The organism is Rhodoferax sp. (genome assembly GCF_030646845.1).
Taxonomy (GTDB): Bacteria; Pseudomonadota; Gammaproteobacteria; order Burkholderiales; family Burkholderiaceae_C; genus Rhodoferax.
In genome coordinates, this window is sequence record NZ_JAUSLE010000030.1 from 16942 (window position 1) to 34861 (window position 17920).

The 17920-nt window shown below is 63.9% G+C and carries 15 protein-coding genes; 14 read left to right on the forward strand and 1 reads right to left on the reverse strand.

Annotated elements, in window-relative coordinates; translation table 11 throughout:
- Positions 1-84: 84 nt before the first annotated feature.
- From Q7T10_RS08010 to Q7T10_RS08070, 13 genes are all read left to right on the forward strand, one after another.
- A complete protein-coding gene (locus tag Q7T10_RS08010; RefSeq protein ID WP_304747367.1) occupies positions 85-960 on the forward strand; it encodes a branched-chain amino acid ABC transporter permease in 876 nt (291 codons plus the stop codon).
- Complete coding sequence (locus Q7T10_RS08015; RefSeq protein WP_370653747.1) at positions 957-3494, forward strand: ATP-binding cassette domain-containing protein; 2538 nt, start codon at positions 957-959, stop codon at positions 3492-3494. The genes Q7T10_RS08010 and Q7T10_RS08015 overlap by 4 nt, the downstream gene beginning before the upstream one ends.
- A 58-nt stretch (positions 3495-3552) precedes the next feature.
- Complete coding sequence (locus Q7T10_RS08020; RefSeq protein WP_304747369.1) at positions 3553-3945, forward strand: cupin domain-containing protein; 393 nt, start codon at positions 3553-3555, stop codon at positions 3943-3945.
- Positions 3945-5408, forward strand: a complete 1464-nt coding sequence (locus Q7T10_RS08025) for an aldehyde dehydrogenase family protein (protein WP_304747370.1) — start codon at positions 3945-3947, stop codon at positions 5406-5408. The genes Q7T10_RS08020 and Q7T10_RS08025 overlap by 1 nt, the downstream gene beginning before the upstream one ends.
- A gap of 20 nt (positions 5409-5428) precedes the next feature.
- Positions 5429-7207, forward strand: a complete 1779-nt coding sequence (locus tag Q7T10_RS08030; RefSeq protein WP_304747371.1) for a thiamine pyrophosphate-binding protein — start codon at positions 5429-5431, stop codon at positions 7205-7207.
- A 33-nt stretch (positions 7208-7240) separates the two neighbouring features.
- Positions 7241-7963: an SDR family NAD(P)-dependent oxidoreductase gene (locus Q7T10_RS08035; protein ID WP_304747372.1), complete on the forward strand. Its 723-nt coding sequence runs from the start codon at positions 7241-7243 to the stop codon at positions 7961-7963.
- Positions 7964-7970: 7 nt separating this feature from the next.
- On the forward strand, positions 7971-8867 hold the full coding sequence (locus tag Q7T10_RS08040) for a sugar ABC transporter substrate-binding protein (RefSeq protein WP_304747373.1): 897 nt from the start codon (positions 7971-7973) through the stop codon (positions 8865-8867).
- Positions 8864-9841, forward strand: a complete 978-nt coding sequence (locus Q7T10_RS08045; RefSeq protein ID WP_304747374.1) for a tripartite tricarboxylate transporter substrate binding protein — start codon at positions 8864-8866, stop codon at positions 9839-9841. The genes Q7T10_RS08040 and Q7T10_RS08045 overlap by 4 nt, the downstream gene beginning before the upstream one ends.
- Positions 9842-9862: 21 nt before the next feature.
- Entirely contained in the window at positions 9863-10834 is a 972-nt protein-coding gene (locus tag Q7T10_RS08050) for a tripartite tricarboxylate transporter substrate binding protein (protein ID WP_304747375.1), read from the forward strand.
- Positions 10831-12333, forward strand: coding sequence for an FAD-dependent oxidoreductase (locus Q7T10_RS08055; protein WP_304747376.1), 1503 nt, complete (start codon positions 10831-10833; stop codon positions 12331-12333). The genes Q7T10_RS08050 and Q7T10_RS08055 overlap by 4 nt, the downstream gene beginning before the upstream one ends.
- 197 nt (positions 12334-12530) lie before the next feature.
- Positions 12531-13937 carry an FAD-dependent tricarballylate dehydrogenase TcuA gene (gene tcuA / locus Q7T10_RS08060; protein ID WP_304747377.1) on the forward strand — a complete coding sequence of 469 codons (1407 nt, stop codon included), beginning with the start codon at positions 12531-12533 and terminating at the stop codon, positions 13935-13937.
- The gene (tcuB, locus tag Q7T10_RS08065; RefSeq protein ID WP_304747378.1) at positions 13924-15123 is read left to right on the forward strand and encodes a tricarballylate utilization 4Fe-4S protein TcuB; all 1200 of its coding nucleotides are present in this window, start codon (positions 13924-13926) and stop codon (positions 15121-15123) included. Before tcuA ends, tcuB begins: the two co-directional genes overlap by 14 nt.
- Positions 15124-15170: 47 nt before the next feature.
- Positions 15171-16145 carry a tripartite tricarboxylate transporter substrate binding protein gene (locus Q7T10_RS08070; protein ID WP_304747379.1) on the forward strand — a complete coding sequence of 325 codons (975 nt, stop codon included), beginning with the start codon at positions 15171-15173 and terminating at the stop codon, positions 16143-16145.
- Here Q7T10_RS08070 and Q7T10_RS08075 read toward each other — a convergent pair.
- The gene (locus Q7T10_RS08075) at positions 16132-16626 is read right to left on the reverse strand and encodes an NUDIX hydrolase (protein WP_304747380.1); all 495 of its coding nucleotides are present in this window, start codon (positions 16624-16626) and stop codon (positions 16132-16134) included. The two genes, Q7T10_RS08070 and Q7T10_RS08075, sit on opposite strands and share 14 nt — an antisense overlap.
- Positions 16627-16770: 144 nt before the next feature.
- On the opposite strand from Q7T10_RS08075, the gene Q7T10_RS08080 reads away from it, so the two are divergent.
- Positions 16771-17898 carry a Re/Si-specific NAD(P)(+) transhydrogenase subunit alpha gene (locus tag Q7T10_RS08080; RefSeq protein ID WP_304747381.1) on the forward strand — a complete coding sequence of 376 codons (1128 nt, stop codon included), beginning with the start codon at positions 16771-16773 and terminating at the stop codon, positions 17896-17898.
- The last annotated feature ends 22 nt before the right edge of the window (positions 17899-17920 follow it).

Genomic DNA, 17920 nt, shown 5'->3' on the forward strand with positions numbered 1-17920 from the left:
TAGCGCGCACTGCCGTCTGCCGATGGGCCCGCGCTGGCCGCTACGGTGGCGCGGGTGCGCTTTTTTCTACTCCTCTGGATGGTTATGGATATTGTTTTTTTGCTCGAGCAGGTCGTCAACGGCCTCGTGCTCGGCGGTTACTACCTGCTGTTGGCCCTCGGGCTGTCGCTGATCTTCAGCGTCGGGGGCGTCGTCAATCTGGCGCACGGCGCGTTCTATGCGCTGGGCGCCTATGTGTCGCTGGAAGTCACCAAGCATGTGGGCTTTGGGGCCAGCATTCTGATTTCGCCGCTGGCCGTAGGCACGCTGGGCATCCTGTTCGAGCGTTATCTGCTGCGCCGCTTCTATACGGCAGACCCGATCCTCAGCCTGCTCGTCACCTTTGGCCTGGCGATGGTGGCCGAGCAGTTCATCCGCATGGTGTGGGGCGCCGCACCGCTGGCTTCCACCATGCCGGAAGTTTTCAAGGGCCAGCTCATCTTTGGCGACTTCATGTTCTCGAGGTACCGCCTGCTGATCCTGGGGGTGGTGTTCGTCGTGATGAGCGGCATCTGGCTGCTGCTGAACAAGACTTCGTTTGGCCGGGTGGTGCGTGCCGGGGTGCAAAGGCCCGACATGGTGGCCGTGCTGGGAATCCGGCTGCAGCCCTACATGACGGCCATCGTTGTGCTCGGCGTCGCGACCGCGGCGCTCGGCGGCGTGCTGTTCGGGCCGATCGCCGTCGTGCATCCGGCGATGGGCGGCGAGATCATGACCGTGGCCTTCGTGGTGGTGGTGATCGGCGGCCTGGGCAGCTTCTGGGGCGTGGTGCTGGCGGCCTTGCTGGTGGGGGTGGTGCGTGGCGTCACCATCCATTTCATGCCGGCCGCTGGCGAGGCCTCCATGTATGTGCTGATGTTTCTCGTTCTGATGTTCCGTCCGCGGGGCTTGTTGGGTGAACGCATCGAGCGTTTTGAATGATGAGTGACTTTGTGAATAAGAAAAATAGACCCCTCTGGATCGGTGCCATCGGCCTGTTTCTTCTGCCCCTGGTGCTGCAGGCGGTCGGCCTCACGCTGGATACGGCCACTATGGCGGTGATCCTGGCGATTGCCGCCATGGGCCTGAACCTGTTGGTCGGCACCACCGGGCTGGTCTCGTTTGGCCACAGCGCGTGGTTCGGCATCGGCGGCTATGCGGCCGCTTTGGCCCAGCTGCACTGGTTCAAGGGGCAGCTCGTCGTGCCCCTGCTGTTTTCGATCGTGTTCACGGCAGCACTCGCGTTGGTGGTGGGCTTCCTGATCCTGCGTCGGCGCGGCGTCTACTTCTCGTTGCTGACGCTGGCGCTGTCCGCGTTGACCTTTGCAATTGCCTTTCGCTGGACCAGCCTGACGGGTGGCGAGGGCGGGCTGGGGGGCATCGAGCGTGGCGGCTTCGGGGCCCTCAATCTCGACAACCACCTCGTCTTCTATACCGTTGTGGCGCTGATCGGCATGGCCGTTCTGTATGGGCTGCAGCGCATCGTGCGTTCGCCCTTCGGTCATGTGCTGGCGGCGATCCGCGAGAACGAGCAGCGCGCGACCTTCCAGGGTTACAACACCGACAGGTACAAGCTGCTGGCCTTCGTGCTGTCGGCCAGCATCACCGGGCTGGCGGGGGCGCTGCTGGTATTCCACCACCGGCTGGCGGCGGCAGAATCCGCCACCGTGGCGTTCTCCGGCGAGTTGCTTGCGATCGTTGTGATCGGTGGCATGCGCAGCTTCCTCGGACCGGTGCTGGGTGCGCTGTTCTATCTGCTATTCCGCGAATTTTTCTCGATCTACACCGACAACTGGCTGCTCTGGTTCGGCCTGATTTTCGTCGGCTTCATCCTGTTTTCACCCAACGGCCTGGCGGGCATCTGGGCCCAGTTGCGCCGGCGCTGGCGGCCGGCGCCGGAAGTCGGCGCCGCCATGAGTAATCGAAGAATTTACGAAGGCCTGCCCCTTCCCGCATTCCTCCGGCCGGTGCCCCGCGAAGGTGCTGTGCTGGAAGCCACGGCCATTGACAAGCGGTTTGGCGGCATTCAGGCGGTACGCAGTGTCAGTCTGCAGGTTCAGGCGGGCCAGATTCACGCCCTGATCGGCCCCAACGGCGCCGGCAAGACGACGACCTTCAACCTGATCTCCGGCATGTTCATGGCCGACACCGGCACGGTGCGTCTCAATGGCATTGAAATCCAGCATCTGTCGCCCGACCGGATTTGCCAGCAAGGCCTGGCGCGCTCGTTCCAGATTACCAATCTGTTCAAGGGCCTGTCGATCTACGAGAACCTGCGCCTGTCCTTGCAGGCGCGGCATCCGGCGCGTTTCAACGCCTGGCGTGACATCGACAGCTACCCGGAGGTCCACGCGGAGACCACCGAGCTGATGAAGTTCCTCGGTCTTGAGGGCATCGAAGAGACCGAAGGCGGGGAGCTGTCCTACGGCGGCCAACGCTTGGTGGATCTCGGCATTGCGCTGGGCTCCAAGCCACAGGTGCTGTTGATGGACGAACCGCTGGCGGGTCTGGCTGCCGCCGAACGCGAACGCGTTTCCAACCTGGTCAAGACCGTGGCGAGCAACATCCCGGTGCTGATCGTCGAGCACGATATCGACCGGGTACTCGCCTTCTCGCAGCAGGTGACCGTGATGAACCAGGGCGAGGTGCTCATGACGGGCACGCCCGACGAGGTGCGGCTGGATCAGCGGGTGCAGGAGATTTATACCGGCACGGGCACGCCGCCAGTGACCGGCCGCGTGCCAGGGGAGGCGCGCGACCGGCCGCTGCTGCTGCGCTTCGAAAAGGTCAACGCCTTCTATGGCAAGAGCCACATCCTGAACGATGCAACGCTGGAGGTGCGCGAGGGCGAGATCGTGGCCCTGCTGGGGCGCAATGGTGCCGGCAAGTCCACCTTGCTCAAGGCACTGACCGGTCTACTGAAGCCAGCGTCCGGTACGGTCGAATATGCCGGGCGCAACATTGCAGGCCTGCCGGCGCCCGACATTGCACGGCTGGGCATTGGCTATGTGCCGCAGGGGCGCGGCCTGTTTGCCGGCATGACGGTGGCTGAGAATCTGGCGCTGGGCCGCCTGGCGCGATCCACCGATGGCAGCAATGGCATCGTCTGGAGCGAAGAGCAGATCCTGCATTACTTTCCGCGGCTCAAAGAGCGCATGAACGTGGCTGCCGACTATCTGTCCGGCGGCGAACAGCAAATGGTGGCCGTCGCGCGCGCGCTGTCCGGCAATGTCAGGCTGCTGCTGCTGGATGAGCCGTTTGAGGGGCTGGCGCCGACAGTGGTGCAGGAACTTTTTACGGTGTTTGACCAGCTGCGCCAGCACGTTTCCATCCTGATCGTGGAACACAACCTTGATCTCGTGCTGGCACTGGCCGACCGCGTGTTCGCGCTTGAGCGGGGCGCTGTCTTCCATGAGGGACCGGCAGAACCACTGCTGACCGATCTGGCGTACCGCAAGCAGATTCTCTGGCTGTGAGAGCGCCACAGACCCACCGCCATTCATTCGCTATTCATATCCCACCACAGGAAACACCATGAGTCAAAAACACGCTCCCAAAGGCCAGGCGCTCATCGAAAAGATGGCCAACCTGCCCTGGAAGGAATACCCCGGCCATTTTGGCGGCGCCCTCTCCAAAGCGCTTGCCTCGATGGAAAACACCGGCTCGAGTCGGATCGATTTCCGGATTTCGCGCTACGCGCCGGGCGCCTATGTGGGCGAGCATGTGCACAAGGTGCAGGAGCAGATCTACTATGTGCTCGAAGGTGAAGGCGTCCTGACGCTCGATGACGACCGGCACCTGATGCGCCCGCATGACTATGTCTACGTGCCACCTGGCATCCGGCACAGCTTCACCAATACCGGCGTGGCGGGTCTGGTGTTTCTGGTGATCACCACGCCGGCCAGTGATGAAGAGGAGATGCTTTGATGAATCAGCCGGCTTCTTCTTTTGTCGTCGATGCGACGCAGCAGCCCACCTATCGTTTGCTCATTGATGGCGAATGGACAGAGGGCGAAGGCCCTCGGGTCTCCGTGCACGACAAATACCGGTTGCAACCCTTTGCCGCCGTCACCGTCGCCGATGCAGCGCAGGTGAAGCGCGCAGTGGACTGCGCCCAGGCGGCATTTCAGCGGGGTGTGCCGGTGGCATTCGAACGGGGCGCCGTGCTGGAGCGCGCCGCCGTTCTGATGGAAACGCGCCTGGATGATTTCGTGCGCACCATGCAGCTGGAAGCCGGTTTCACCGCCTCGGATGCCACGGGCGAGGTGCGCCGCTGCATCCAGACACTCAAGCTGTCAGCGGAGGAGGCGCGTCGTCTGGCCGGCGATGTGATTCCGCTGGCGGGTGCGCCGAACCAGGCGGGTCGTCTGGCCTTCACACTGCGCGTGCCGCTTGGCGTGGTCGTGGCGATCACGCCCTTCAACTCACCGCTCAATACGGTCACGCACAAAGTGGCGCCAGCGTTTGCCGCAGGCAACGCCGTCATCCTGAAGCCGTCCACGCACACGCCCCTGACAGCCTGCAAGCTGGCCGAGGTGCTGATCGAAGCCGGCATGCCGCGCGGATTCCTGTCGGTATTGCATGGCAGTGCCGATGTGGTCAGGTGGCTGCAGGAAGATGAGCGGGTGCGTTTTTTTGCGTTCACCGGCAGTACCGAGGTGGGGCGCAAGATCCAGCAGGCGGCCGGCTTGCGTCGCACACAGATGGAACTGGGCTCGATTGCCTGCACCATCCTGTGCGACGATGCGCAGCTGGACGTGGCCCTGCCCAAGGTGGTGAGCGCAGGCTACCGCAAGGCGGGCCAGGTCTGTACCTCGGTGCAACTGCTGCTGGTGCATGCGTCATTGGTGAAGGACGTGGAGATGCGCCTGACCCAGCTGGTGAAGGCGCTTCCCTTTGGGGACCCGCATGACCCGAACACGGTGGTTGGACCCGTCATCAACGAGGAGGCTGCGATTCGCATTGACGCCTGGATTCAAAAGGCGATCGCCGACGGTGCAACGTGCCTGGTGGGCGGACCGCGCCAGGGTGCGGTGGTGCCACCGACGCTGCTGACTTCAATCAACGATTCGATGAATGTCGGCTGTTGCGAGATCTTCGGTCCGGTGGTGTGCATCGTGCCGTTTGCCACGCTGGACGCCGCGATTGCGCGTGTCAACGCCACGCCGTTCGGACTTGCCAGCGGGATTTTCACCAACCGGCTGGGCGACGCATTTTCCGCCGCGCAGCGGCTGGAAGTGGGCGGTGTGCACATCAATGAAACATCGAGCTCGCGGGTGGACCTGATGCCCTACGGCGGCTCCAAGGACAGCGGCTTTGGTCGCGAAGGACCGCACTATGCGGTCCATGAAATGACCGAAGAGCGCATCGTGACTTTTACGACCTGTTAGCAGAAAACGGAAGCAAGAAAATGGCAAAAATGAAGGGTGGCGAACTGATCGCCGAATACCTGGTCCAGGAAAAAGTGCCCTATGTGTTTGGCATTTGCGGCCATGGCAATGTTGGCATCCTGGATGCCCTGTACGACGTGCGCGACAAGATCCAGCTGATCTCCCCGCGTCACGAGCAATGTGCCGGCCACATGGCCGACGCTTATTTCCGCGTCAAGCACAAGCCGGTGGTCACGCTCACGTCCACCGGACCCGGTTCGGCCAACATGGTGATGTCGCTGGCCACTGCCCTAGCGGACTCTTCGGCCTTCATGGCCATCACCTCGAACGTGCCGACCTCGCAGCACAACCGCGGTCCTTTCCAGGAGCTGTACACGCACAACCAGGCGGATTTCGCGCAGGTGCTGCGTCCGGTCGTCAAACGTGCCTTCCAGCCCACGCGCGTCGACATGCTGCCGCTGGCGCTGCGCCAGGCGATGGACACCATGGTCACGGGCCGGCCCGGCCCGGTGAACCTGGATATTCCCTACAACGTCTATCAGGAAGAGGCGGACGTGGAGCTGCCGCCGGCCGCGGCGTTGCACTGCGCCCGTCGTCCGGGCGCCAGCGAAGCCGATGTGGCGGCCACGCTGGACCTGCTGGCGGCTGCCCGCAAGCCGGTGTTGTTCATCGGTCACGGCGCTACGCTGTCGGAGGCCGGCGCGGAAATCACCGAGTTCGCGCAGCGCCTGGGCATTCCCGTGATCACGTCGCCGAACGGCATGGGCTGCATTGCCGGCGACCACCCGCTTGCCCTCGGTTTCATAGGCCGCAACGGTGCCTACCCGGCCAATGAAGCGGGTCGCCGCTCGGACCTGGTGATCACACTGGGCACACGCTTTGACGACCGGAGTTCGTCCAGCTGGCACGAGGGCTACTCGTGGAACTTCCCCAAAACGAAATTGGTGCATGTCGATATCGATCCGCAGGAGCTGGGCCGTAACTACGTCCCGACGGTGGGCATCATCGCCGACGTCCAGGTCTTTGTGCGCCAGCTGCTCAAGGGGCTGCAGGCACGCGCCGACATCACGGCCAGCGCTTATGCGCCGTGGCTGGCTCAGGTGCAGGGCTGGCAGGGCGAGTGGGAGGCTTTTGTGCGGCCGCACTTCGGAGACTCGACCAGTCCGTTGCGTCCCGAGTTCGTGGTGGGTACGCTGCAGAAGGTGTTGCCCGAGGACACCATCCTGTGTCTCGATTCCGGCGTGCATCACAACTGGTTCATGCAGTTCTGGAAGGCGCGCCGGCCGCAGAGCATGCTCAATAGCTGGGGCTACTCCAGCATGGGCTTTGGTGTTTGCGGTGTGCTGGGCGCGCAACTCGCAGCGCCGGACCGCCCTTGCGTCGCCGTGGTCGGCGATGGTGGTTTCACCATGGCGCCCTATGTGCTGTGCACTGCGGTTGAATACAACCTGCCGGTGGTCTGGATCGTCTGGAACAACTTCGCGTGGGGCGCAATCCGCGACCTGCAGTACGGCTTGTTCAATGGCCGCGAGATTGGCACCGCCTTCTACAAGGGCGAGACCGGCGAGCGCTACAACCCCGATTTTGCCGCGTGGGCGCGGGCCTGCGGCGCCGATGGCACCACCGTCACCCGGCCGCAGGACCTTGGCGCCGCCGTCGAGCAGGCGCTGAAAAACCGGCGGCCATGCCTGATCGATGTGCACGTCGACGCCGACGTGCGCCCGCCGTCGACCGGCACCTGGCAACTACCTCCGATTCCGTACAAGGAACCGATCTTCGGCAAGCCCTTTGTGGCCTGAACCTTTTCACTGCAATTCATTCGAGGATTTCCCATGAGCAACAAAATAGCCCTGGTTTTCGGCGGCACCCGCGGCATCGGCGCTGCCTGCGTGCACAAATTGGCGGAAAGCGGCTATGACGTCGCCTACACCTATGTCACGAGCGCGCCCGATCTGCCCGAGAAGATCGGCCAGGCCCGCACCAAAGGCTATGCCGTCAACATCTGCGAGCCGGCGCAAGTGGCGCAGGTATTTGCCGACGTGGCGCGCGACTTCGGCAGTGCGCCGCACTGCGTGGTGGCCAACGCCGGCATCAACGTGCTGCCCGGCCCGATGGCGCAGTTCAACCCGGACGATTTCCGCAGATTGGTGGAGGTCAACATCGTTGGTGCCTTCAACGTTCTGAGCGCCGCGGCCAAGCATGTGGCGGACGGTGGCAACATCATCGCGCTGACCACCTCCATGGTGCGCGTTGGCGTGCCCGGTGGGGGCCCTTACACCGCGACCAAGGCCGCCGTGGAGAGCCTGGTTCGCTCCATGGCCAAGGAATTGGCGCCGCGCCAGGTGCGCGTCAACGCTGTGGCGCCGGGCCCGGTCGACACCGACCTGTTCCGCGCCGGCAAGACCGACGAAGCCAAGGCGCGCGCGGCCGCCATGAGCCCGTTCAACCGCATCGGCACGCCGGATGAAGTGGCGGAGGTGGTGAGCTTCCTCGCGTCCGACAAGGCCTCGTGGGTGCATGGCCAGGTTATCCAGCCCAACGGCGGCATGGTCTAGGCTGGCCATGCGTCTTGCCGTCTTTACCAAGAACCTGACCAACCCGGCCTATGGTGCGGCGCGGCTCGGCGCCGAGCGCGCTGCTGCCGTGTTCGGCGCCGAGGTGCTGCACTTCGTGCCGCAAAAGGGCGACGACCCCGAGGCGCAGAGTGCGTTGATCGACGAGGCGCTGGCGCTGACGCCGCGGCCCGATGCCTTTGTCCTGTCACCGGTGCATGCCAGCAAGGTCGATCCGGCGATCCGGCGTATTGCCGCGGCCGGCATTCCGATGATCGGCTTCGTCAATCCGATCCAGGCCGCGCCCAGCGTGGCCTACGTCAGCTCGGACGACTACCAGTTGGCCCTTGCGATTGCACAGTACCTGTTCCGGCACCTGCATGGTCGCGGGCAGGTGCTTGTCGTCACCGGGCCTGATGAATCGTTTACCAGTCTGGAGCGGCTACGCGGTTTTCGTGAGGCGGCGCTTCAGTATCCCGGCATCACCATCGCCGGCGTCATCGCGGGCGACTATGTGCGTGAAACCGCCAGAGACCGCGCTGTACAGTGGCTGTGCGACCACGCCGAGCTGGACGCCTGCCTAGTGGCCAACGACATCATGGCGATGGGTGTGCTCGATGCCCTGGATGCCGCCGGCCGCAGGGCGGCGGTGGTCGGCGTCAACGCCATCCCGCAGGCGGTCGAAGCGATCGGGCAGGGGCGCATGCTGGCGACCGCCGATTTCAACGCCATGCAGATGGCCTATCTTGCGACTGAATGCGCCGTGCGGCATCTGCGCGGCGAGACCGTTCCGGCATCGATCGAGCTGCCGGTGCAGATCGTGGACCGCAGCAATTGCCAACAGTGGGACCGGCCTTACGCACAGCGTCCCGTGATCACGCTTGAAGAACTAAGGAGACAGACATGAAGAAAACCTTGCTGAAAATATGGGGCCGCAGCCTGCTGGCCGGCCTGCTGAGCCTTGGCGCCGTTGCCATGGCGCAGGACTACCCGAACAAGCCGATTCGCCTGGTGGTGCCTTTTGCCCCGGCCGGTGCGACCGATATCCTCGGCCGCATCGTGTCCGAGCGGCTGGCGCCGATCTATGGCCAAAGCGTCGTGGTGGACAACAAGCCCGGCGCCAGCGGCCATCTGGGCGCGCAGTTGGTGGCCAAGGCCCCGGGCGATGGTTACACACTGCTGGTGGGCACCATCGGCATCCATGCCGCTCATGCCAGCTACCGCAAGCTCAACTACAACCCGGCCACAGAGTTGCAGCCCGTCATGATCCTGGGCGAAGCGCCCAATCTGGTGCTGGTGCCGGCCAACTCGCCGTACAGGACCTTTGCCGATTTCCTGGCCGACGCCAAAGCCAACCCGGGCAAAATCAATTACGCCTCGGCTGGCCCCGGATCGTCGGTGCACATGGTTACCGCGCTGTTTGAACTGGCCAGTGGCGTCAAGCTGAATCACGTGCCGTACAAGGGCAGCGGTCCGGCCCTGATCGACCTGATCGGCGGACAAGTGCAGGTGATGTTTGACAACATGTCTTCCGGCATGCCGCATGTGCAGGGTGGCAAGTTGCGTGCGCTGGCCGTTACCGGTCCGAAGCGCGACCCGCGCTTCCCCAATGTGCCCACCATTGCCGAGGCCGGGGTCCCGGGCTACAGCGGCACCTCCTGGTTCACGCTGGCCGCACCGGGCAGCATGCCGCCAGCCCTGGTGGACAAACTCAACAAAGATGTGCAGCGTGTGCTGGCGTCTCCCGAGGTCGTGGCGCGCTACGACAAGCTGGGCATTAACTACACGGCGAACACCCCTGCTGAGGCAACGGCTTTCTTCAAGTCCGAAACCGTCAAGTGGAACCGCGTGATCGAAGCCGCCAATCTGCAACTGGATTGATCCAAACCCTGCGAGACAAACATGATTAATAAATTCCTGCAACCTTTGTTCGCCCTGAGCCTGTGCGCTGCATCGTCCCTGGCATTGGCCCAGGACGTCTTTCCCTCCAAACCCATCAAGCTGGTCGTACCCTACGCAGCCGGCGGCCCGGCTGACATGCTGGCCCGCGGCGTCGCGGACAAGCTGGGCCCACGGCTGGGCCAGCCCGTGGTGATCGAGAACAAGCCCGGCGCTGGCGGTCACACCGGGGCCGAACTGGTAGCCAAGGGGCCGGCCGACGGTTACACGCTGGTGCTGGGCACCATCGCACACAACGGTGCGGTGAAGCTTTACAAGAACCTGCGCTACGACCCGACCAATGACCTGCAGCCCGTCATTTTGATCGCCGAGAGCCCCAGCGTGCTGCTGGTCAAGCAGGATTCGCCGGCCAAATCGGTGGCCGAGCTGCTGGCGCTGGCGCGCAGCCAGCCCGGCAAGCTGACCTATGGCTCGGCCGGCAACGGCTCGGCCATGCACATGGCGGCCGAGCTGTTTCGCTATATGACGAAGATCGACTACGTGCACGTGCCCTACCGCGGCGGCGCGCCGGCCATGGCCGATCTGCTCGGCGGCCAGATTGACCTGCTGTTCGAGAGCCTGGGCACCGCGCACCAGCAGCTCAAGGGCGGCAAGGTACGGGCACTGGCCGTGACCAGCACCACGCGCAACCCAAGCCTGCCCGATGTGCCAACCGTGGCCGAGGCGGGCGTCGCCGGTTACTCGTCCGTGCCCTGGTACACCATCTCGGTGGCCAGGGGTGTGCCGCCGTCCATCGTCAGCAAGCTCAATGCCGAGATCAATGCCGTGCTGAAAGCGCCGGATCTGATCCAGCGCTGGGAGCCCCTGGGCGTGCTGGCGCTGGGGGGCAGCGTGGCCGATGCGGTCAAACGCAACCAGGCCGAGACGGCCAAGTGGAGTGCCGTGATCGACGCGGCCAACATCAAGCTGGAATGAACGGTCAACACATGCTGCCGCGCAAGGAAGTTGTGTTCGATGTGGTCGTGGTGGGCGGCGGCGGTGCCGGGTTGGCCGCCGCCATTGAGGCGCGCGCTGCGGGTCGAAGCGTGGTGCTGCTGGAAAAAAATCCGGAGTTGGGCGGTTCCACCGCGTGGTCAATCGGTTCGGTCAGCGCCACGCAGACGCCGCACCAGCAAAAGCGCGGCATCATCGACAACCCGGCCGATCACTGGGCCGACATGCCCGGCTTTGCCGGCGATCTGGCTTCACGCGACAACGATGAGTTGCGCAGGATTCTGTGCGACGAGATGCCGGCCACCTTTCAGTGGCTGCTCGATTCCGGCGTGCGCTTCATGGGGCCGATGCCCGAGCCGCCGCATCGCCAGCCGCGCATGCACAACGTGCTGCCCAACTCGCGCTCCTTCATCTACCACCTCGGGCGCCGCGCCCATCGTTCCGGCGTAGACATCCGCACCTCCATGCGTGTCACCGCGATCGTGCAGCAGGAGGGTCGCATCACCGGTGTCGATGCCGAGGGTGACAGCGGGCCCATGCGCTTCACAGCACGTGGTGGCGTGGTGCTGGCGGCCGGTGACTTCACCAACGGTGCCGACTTCAAGGCGCGCTTCATGGGGCCGCAGGAAGCCAAGGTCGAAGGCGTCAACGTCACCGCCACCGGCGACGGCCAGCGCATGGCCGAGGCACTGGGTGGACGCATCATCAACGGCGATCTCGCCCTCGGCCCCGAGATCCGTTTCATCGCGCCTGCCACTGAAACACTCATGCGTCGGCTGCCGCCCTGGCGCTGGCTGGCGGTGTTCATGGAGTGGTCGCTCGACCACCTGCCGGCGGCCGTGTTGCGGCCGTTCATGATGAAGTTCCTCACGACCGCGCTGGCACCCTCGCCGGCGCTGTTCGAGGCCGGTGCTCTGTTGGTGAACCAATGCGGCGAGCGCTTTGGCAACGAGCTGGATCGCCCGGCCTGGCGCCTGCCGGACCAGTCCGACAAGGTGGGCTACATCGTGATCGATCAGGCGCTGGCCCAGCGCTTCTCGGCCTGGCCAGACTTCGTCTCCACCGCGCCCGGCATTGCCTACGCCTACATCCCCGACTACCGCAGCAATCGCCCGGATGTGTACACCGAGGCTCCGACGCTGGATGCGTTGGCGACCAAATTGGGCATGAGTGTGCCGGCACTGGCACAGAGTGTTACATCGGCCAGCGTGCGCTCGTTCGGCAGCGGGCCTTATGTGGCATTGGGTCCCGTGCGCTCGGTCTTCGTGCACAGCGAAGGCGGGCTGGTGGTGGATACGCAGCATCGCGTTCTGGGCGGGGGTGAGCAACCCTTGCCCGGCCTGTACGCTGCCGGGTCCACCGGCCAGGGCGGCCTGTTGCTCAAGGGCCATGGCCATCACCTGGCCTGGGCCTTTGTTTCCGGGCGGCGGGCCGGCCGCTTCGCGGCACAGGCCGCCATCGCGCAAGCAACTGCCCGATGATGTCCGGCGTCGTCGGGTCCATCACGATCTGTGATGACCCCATGTCGCGGCTCTCCTGCCGGGAAGAGACGAAAGTCACTACAGTCGTGCATCGCCAAATCAGAAGCAGGCCGTGGTTTGTCTGTTCATGAAATACGCACCTCGTGTGCATGCGGGGGCAGGGTTGAAGCCTGCCCCGTTGATGGAGTTTCTTCGCGATGATTGATGTTCTTGTCATTGGTGGCGGCAATGCGGCCTTGTGTGCCGCGCTGATGGCGCGTGAGGCCGGGGCCAGTGTGCTGCTGCTGGAAGCGGCGCCGCGTGAGTGGCGTGGCGGAAATTCCGCTCATACCCGCAACCTGCGCTGCATGCACGATGCGCCGCAGGATGTGCTGACGGACGCCTACCCGGAAGAAGAGTTCTGGCAGGACCTGCTCAAGGTCACGGGCGGCCAGACCAGTGAACCGCTGGCGCGCCTGGCGATCCGCGAGTCGTCACATTGCCGCGACTGGATGCGTCAGCATGGCGTGCATTTCCAGCCTTCCCTGTCCGGCACGCTGCACCTGTCGCGCACCAACGCCTTTTTCATGGGCGGCGGCAAGGCGCTGGTCAACGCCTACTACCGCAGCGCGGAGAAGCTGGGGGTGCAGATCCGCTACAGCGCGCCGGTGGATCGGCTCGAACTCGAGGATGGCCGCTTCGTCGCCGCCTTTGTGGGTGGCGAGCGCATCACGGCCAAAGCCTGCGTGCTCGCCGCTGGTGGCTTCGAGTCCAACCGAGACTGGATGCGCGAGGCCTGGGGCCAGAACGAACGCGGCGAGTGGCCGTCCGACAACTTCCTGATTCGCGGCACGCGCTTCAACCAGGGCGTGCTGCTCAAGCACCTGCTGGACGCGGGCGCGGATGCGATTGGCGACCCGACGCAGGCCCACATGGTGGCCATCGACGCCCGCGCGCCGCTGTACGACGGCGGCATCTGCACCCGGATCGACTGTGTGTCCCTGGGCGTGGTGGTCAACCGCGAGGCGCGGCGCTTCTACGATGAGGGCGAAGACTTCTGGCCCAAGCGCTATGCGATCTGGGGTCGCCTGGTGGCGCAGCAGCCGGGTCAGGTGGGCTACTCGATCATCGATGCCAAGGCCATCGGACGCTTTATGCCGCCGGTGTTTCCGGGCGTCCAGGCCGACAGCCTGCCCGAACTTGCTCGCAAGCTCGGCCTGGATGAGACCATCTTCATGCAGACGATGAACGACTACAACGCCGCCTGCCGTGTCGGCACCTTTGACCACACCGTACTGGACGACTGCGCGACCGAGGCCTTGAGTCCCGCCAAAACGCATTGGGCCCGGCCCATCGACACCGCACCGTTCTATGGCTACGCCCTCAAGCCAGGCGTGACATTCACATACCTGGGTCTGAAGACCGATGAGACCGCCGCCGTGCGCTTTGGAGGCGTGCCCAGTGATAACCTGTTTGTGGCAGGCGAAATGATGGCGGGCAACGTGCTTGGCAAGGGCTACACCGCCGGTGTCGGCATGTCGATTGGCACAGCTTTTGGCCGTATAGCCGGTACGCAGTCTGCGCGAGCAGCTATGAAATCAGGAGCAATTCGTGCAGCAGCTTGATCAGAAAAGCAGGTCGACGCCGCTGGAGGCTTTGACCCGCGATGCCCGCGCCCTGGCCAATGGCGATACCGTGCTGAGTGCGCCCGAGGCGGAGGTGGCGCGGCAGCTGCAAATCTGCAATGCCTGCCGCTACTGCGAAGGCTTCTGTGCCGTCTTTCCGGCCATGACGCGCCGGCTTGAGTTTGGCAAAGCCGACATTCACTACCTCGCCAATCTGTGCCACAACTGCGGTGCCTGCCTGCATGCTTGCCAGTACGCACCACCGCACGAGTTCGCCGTCAACGTGCCACAGGCCATGGCGCAGGTGCGGGTGCAGACTTATGTCGACTACGCCTGGCCGCCGGCGCTCGGTGCGCTTTACCAGCGCAATGGTCTGACGCTGTCGCTGGCACTGGCGGCCGGGCTGGCGATTTTTCTGTTGCTGGCGCTGGCCTTGAATGGCACGCTGTGGGGCGGTGACTTGCGCGGGAACTTCTACAACGTGTTTCCGCACAACCTGCTGGTCGGCCTGTTCGCGCCGGTGTTTTTATTTGCCGTGCTGGCCCTGGGTCTGGGAGTACGGCGTTTTTGGCGCGAGGTGACGCCGGCCACCACCGGTGCGCCGGTCAGCGGCCCGGCCGCTGCCGAGGCGACTTCGGACGTGCTGCGCTTGAAGTACCTCGACGGCGGCCATGGCGAGGGCTGCCACAACGCGGACGACGAATACACACTGGCACGCCGGCGGGCGCATCACCTGACCTTCTACGGCTTCATGCTGTGCTTTGCCGCTACCAGTGTCGCTACGGTCTACCACTATGCGTTCGGCTGGACTGCCCCCTACGATTTGCCAAGTTTGCCCAAATTGCTGGGCGTCGCCGGAGGCCTGAGTTTGCTGATGGGTACTGCCGGCTTGTTCAAGCTCAACTTGCAGCGCCATCCCCTGCAGGGCGATGCGTCACAAAAACCAATGGACCGGGGCTTCATCGCGCTGCTGTTCTTCGCGAGCCTGACCGGCCTGGCCTTGTGGCTGGCGCGCGGCTCAGTGGCGCTGCCCAGTTTGCTGGCGGTGCATCTGGGCGTGGTGATGGCGCTGTTTGCGACGTTGCCTTACGGCAAGTTTGCCCATGGTATCTTCCGCAGCGCTGCATTGCTGCGCCATGCGGTGGAAAAGCGCCAACCCGACCGGCTCGGTCTGGGCGCGGATTGAGCGTCGGGCGCAGTGAAAACTCTCAACACCAACTTTCAGGAACCATGATGAAGAAACGCAATTTGCTTCAGATCTGTGCTGCACTGGCCTGGCTGTTACCTGTCTTGGGTGTGCACGCACAAGACTTCCCGCCAAAGAAGCCGGTGGCCTTGGTGGTGGGCTTTGCCGCCGGCGGCGCTGCCGACACGGCGGCCCGCATCATTGCCAAGAAACTGGCCGAGAACGTGGGCCAGTCGGTGGTGGTGGATAACCGGGCCGGGGCGGGCGGCAACATCGCCCACCAGTACGTCGCCAATGCTGCGTCGGATGGCTCGGTGCTGCTGTTTGGCTCCGTTGGCCCGCTGACGATCGCGCCGCACATGATGAAGCTGCCCTACGATCCGGTGCGCGACCTCGCCCCCCTCACTATGGGGGTGAACGTCCCGAACGTGCTGGTGGTGCACCCCGGCGTCAATGTGAAAACGCTCGCGGAGTTCATTGCACTGGCCAAGAAGAAGCCTGGCACCCTCGACTTCGCCTCAACCGGGGCGGGCTCGGCATCGCATCTGGCCGGTGAACTGTTCAATATTCAGGCGGGCATCGATACCGTGCACATTCCCTATAAAGGCGGAGCGCCAGCGATGCAGGACTTGCTGGGCGGGCGCGTGGCTGCGTATTACTCCACGCCGTCCACCGCTGGGCCTTTCATCGAGTCGGGCAAGCTGATTCCTCTGGCTACCACCGGCCTCACCCGCCCGGCCTTCATGCCCAATGTGCCCACGATCGCGGAATCGGGATTTCCGGGCTTCAACGCGACCAACTGGTACGCTTTCGTCGCCCCGGGCAAGACGCCCACGCCCTTGCTGGACCGTTGGAACCTGGAGTTGGTGAAAGTGCTGAATACACCCGATGTGCGAGACCAGCTCCTCAAGCACGGCTTGACGCCCATGCCCGGGACTCGTGACGAGCTGGCCCGCTACATGGCCAGTGAGACCGCTACCTGGGGGCGCGTGATCAGGGAGCGCAAGATCACGGCGGATTGAGTTCCGCGCCCAACACCGAGGGATCGGTATAGACCAGGTCCAGCGCAAAGCGTTGCCCGCGCAGGTGATCCTCCATGCAGCGCAGCAGCAGCGGGCTGCGATGCCGGGCGGCGCTGGCGCGGATTTCGTCAGGTGACAGCCACAGGGTACGCACGATGCCCGTGTCCAGTGTGCGGCCAACCACGACATCCCCCAGTGTTCCGCAAAAGGCAAAGCGCAGGTAGGTGATGTCTTCGCCAGTCGACGCACGCTGCAGGCGCGACAGGTAGACGCCGACCAGTGCAGTCGGCGTGAAAATATGGGTCGTCTCTTCCAGTGCCTCACGGGCACAGCCCTGTATTGGTGACTCCCCGGGGTCCAGATGCCCGGCGGGGTTGTTAAGCCGCAGGCCTTCAGGTGTATGTTCTTCCACCAGGAGGAACTTCCCGTTTTGCTCAATGATCGCCGCCACCGTGACGCTTGGTTTCCATCGTGTGTCCATGCCGGATTATGCGCAGGCGACGCGACCGACACCTCTCTGACAACAAAGCGACAGGCACGGTTGGCCCCGTCCAGAAAGTGCAGGAAACTCATGTAAGCTTGGGGACAGGTTGAATTTAACCAATAATTTAAGAGGAGTCGCCCCATGTTGATTGGCGTACCTGCTGAAACCACAGCGGGAGAAACCCGTGTTGCCGTGACCCCCGAAACGGTCAAAAAACTAAAAAGCCAAGGCCATACGATTCGCATCCAGTCGGGTGCCGGTGTCGCGGCCAGCGTGCCGGATGATGCCTACACCGCAGTCGGTGCTGAAATCAGCGATGCCGCAGGGGCGCTCAATTGTGAACTGGTCCTCAAAGTGCGCAGTCCGTCGGACGATGAGGCGCAGATGATGAAGCCAGGCGCCTGTCTGGTCGGCATGCTCAATCCCTTCGATGCGGCAGGTCTGCAGCGACTGGCCAATGCGCAATTGACAGGCTTTGCACTGGAGGCAGCACCGCGCACCTCCCGCGCCCAGAGCATGGATGTGCTGTCGAGTCAGGCCAATATTGCCGGCTACAAAGCCGTGATCATTGCAGCCGACAAATACCAGCGATTCTTCCCCATGCTGATGACGGCTGCCGGTACGGTGAAAGCGGCCCGCGTCGTCATTCTGGGCGTGGGTGTGGCGGGCCTGCAGGCCATTGCCACCGCCAAGCGGCTGGGTGCCGTGATTGAAGCCTCGGACGTGCGTCCCAGCGTGAAAGAGCAGGTCGAGTCGCTGGGCGGCAAGTTCATCGATGTGTCGTACGACACACCGGAAGAAAAAGAAGCCGCGGTCGGCGTGGGCGGCTATGCCAAACCCATGCCGCAAAGCTGGCTGGACCGCCAGAAGATTGAAGTCGCCAAGCGCGTGGCCATGGCCGATATCGTGATCAGCACAGCGCTGATTCCTGGCCGCCCGGCGCCCACCTTGATCACTGAAGACATGGTCAAAAGCATGAAGCCGGGCTCGGTGATTGTCGATATTGCGGCGGGCAAGGGCCCCAGCGGCGGCGGCAATTGCCCGCTGTCCGAGGCGGACAGGACGGTGGTCAAGTATGGCGTTACCCTGGTCGGCGAAACCAATCTGCCGGCTCTGGTTGCGGCCGACGCCTCGTCGCTTTACGCGCGAAACATCCTCGACTTTCTGAAGCTGATCATCACCAAAGAAGGTGCGTTGAATGTCGACATGAACGATGACATCGTAGCCGCCTGCCTGATGACCCAGGGTGGCGAAGTCAAACGCAAATGAGTCAGCCCAAGTAGGAATCAAA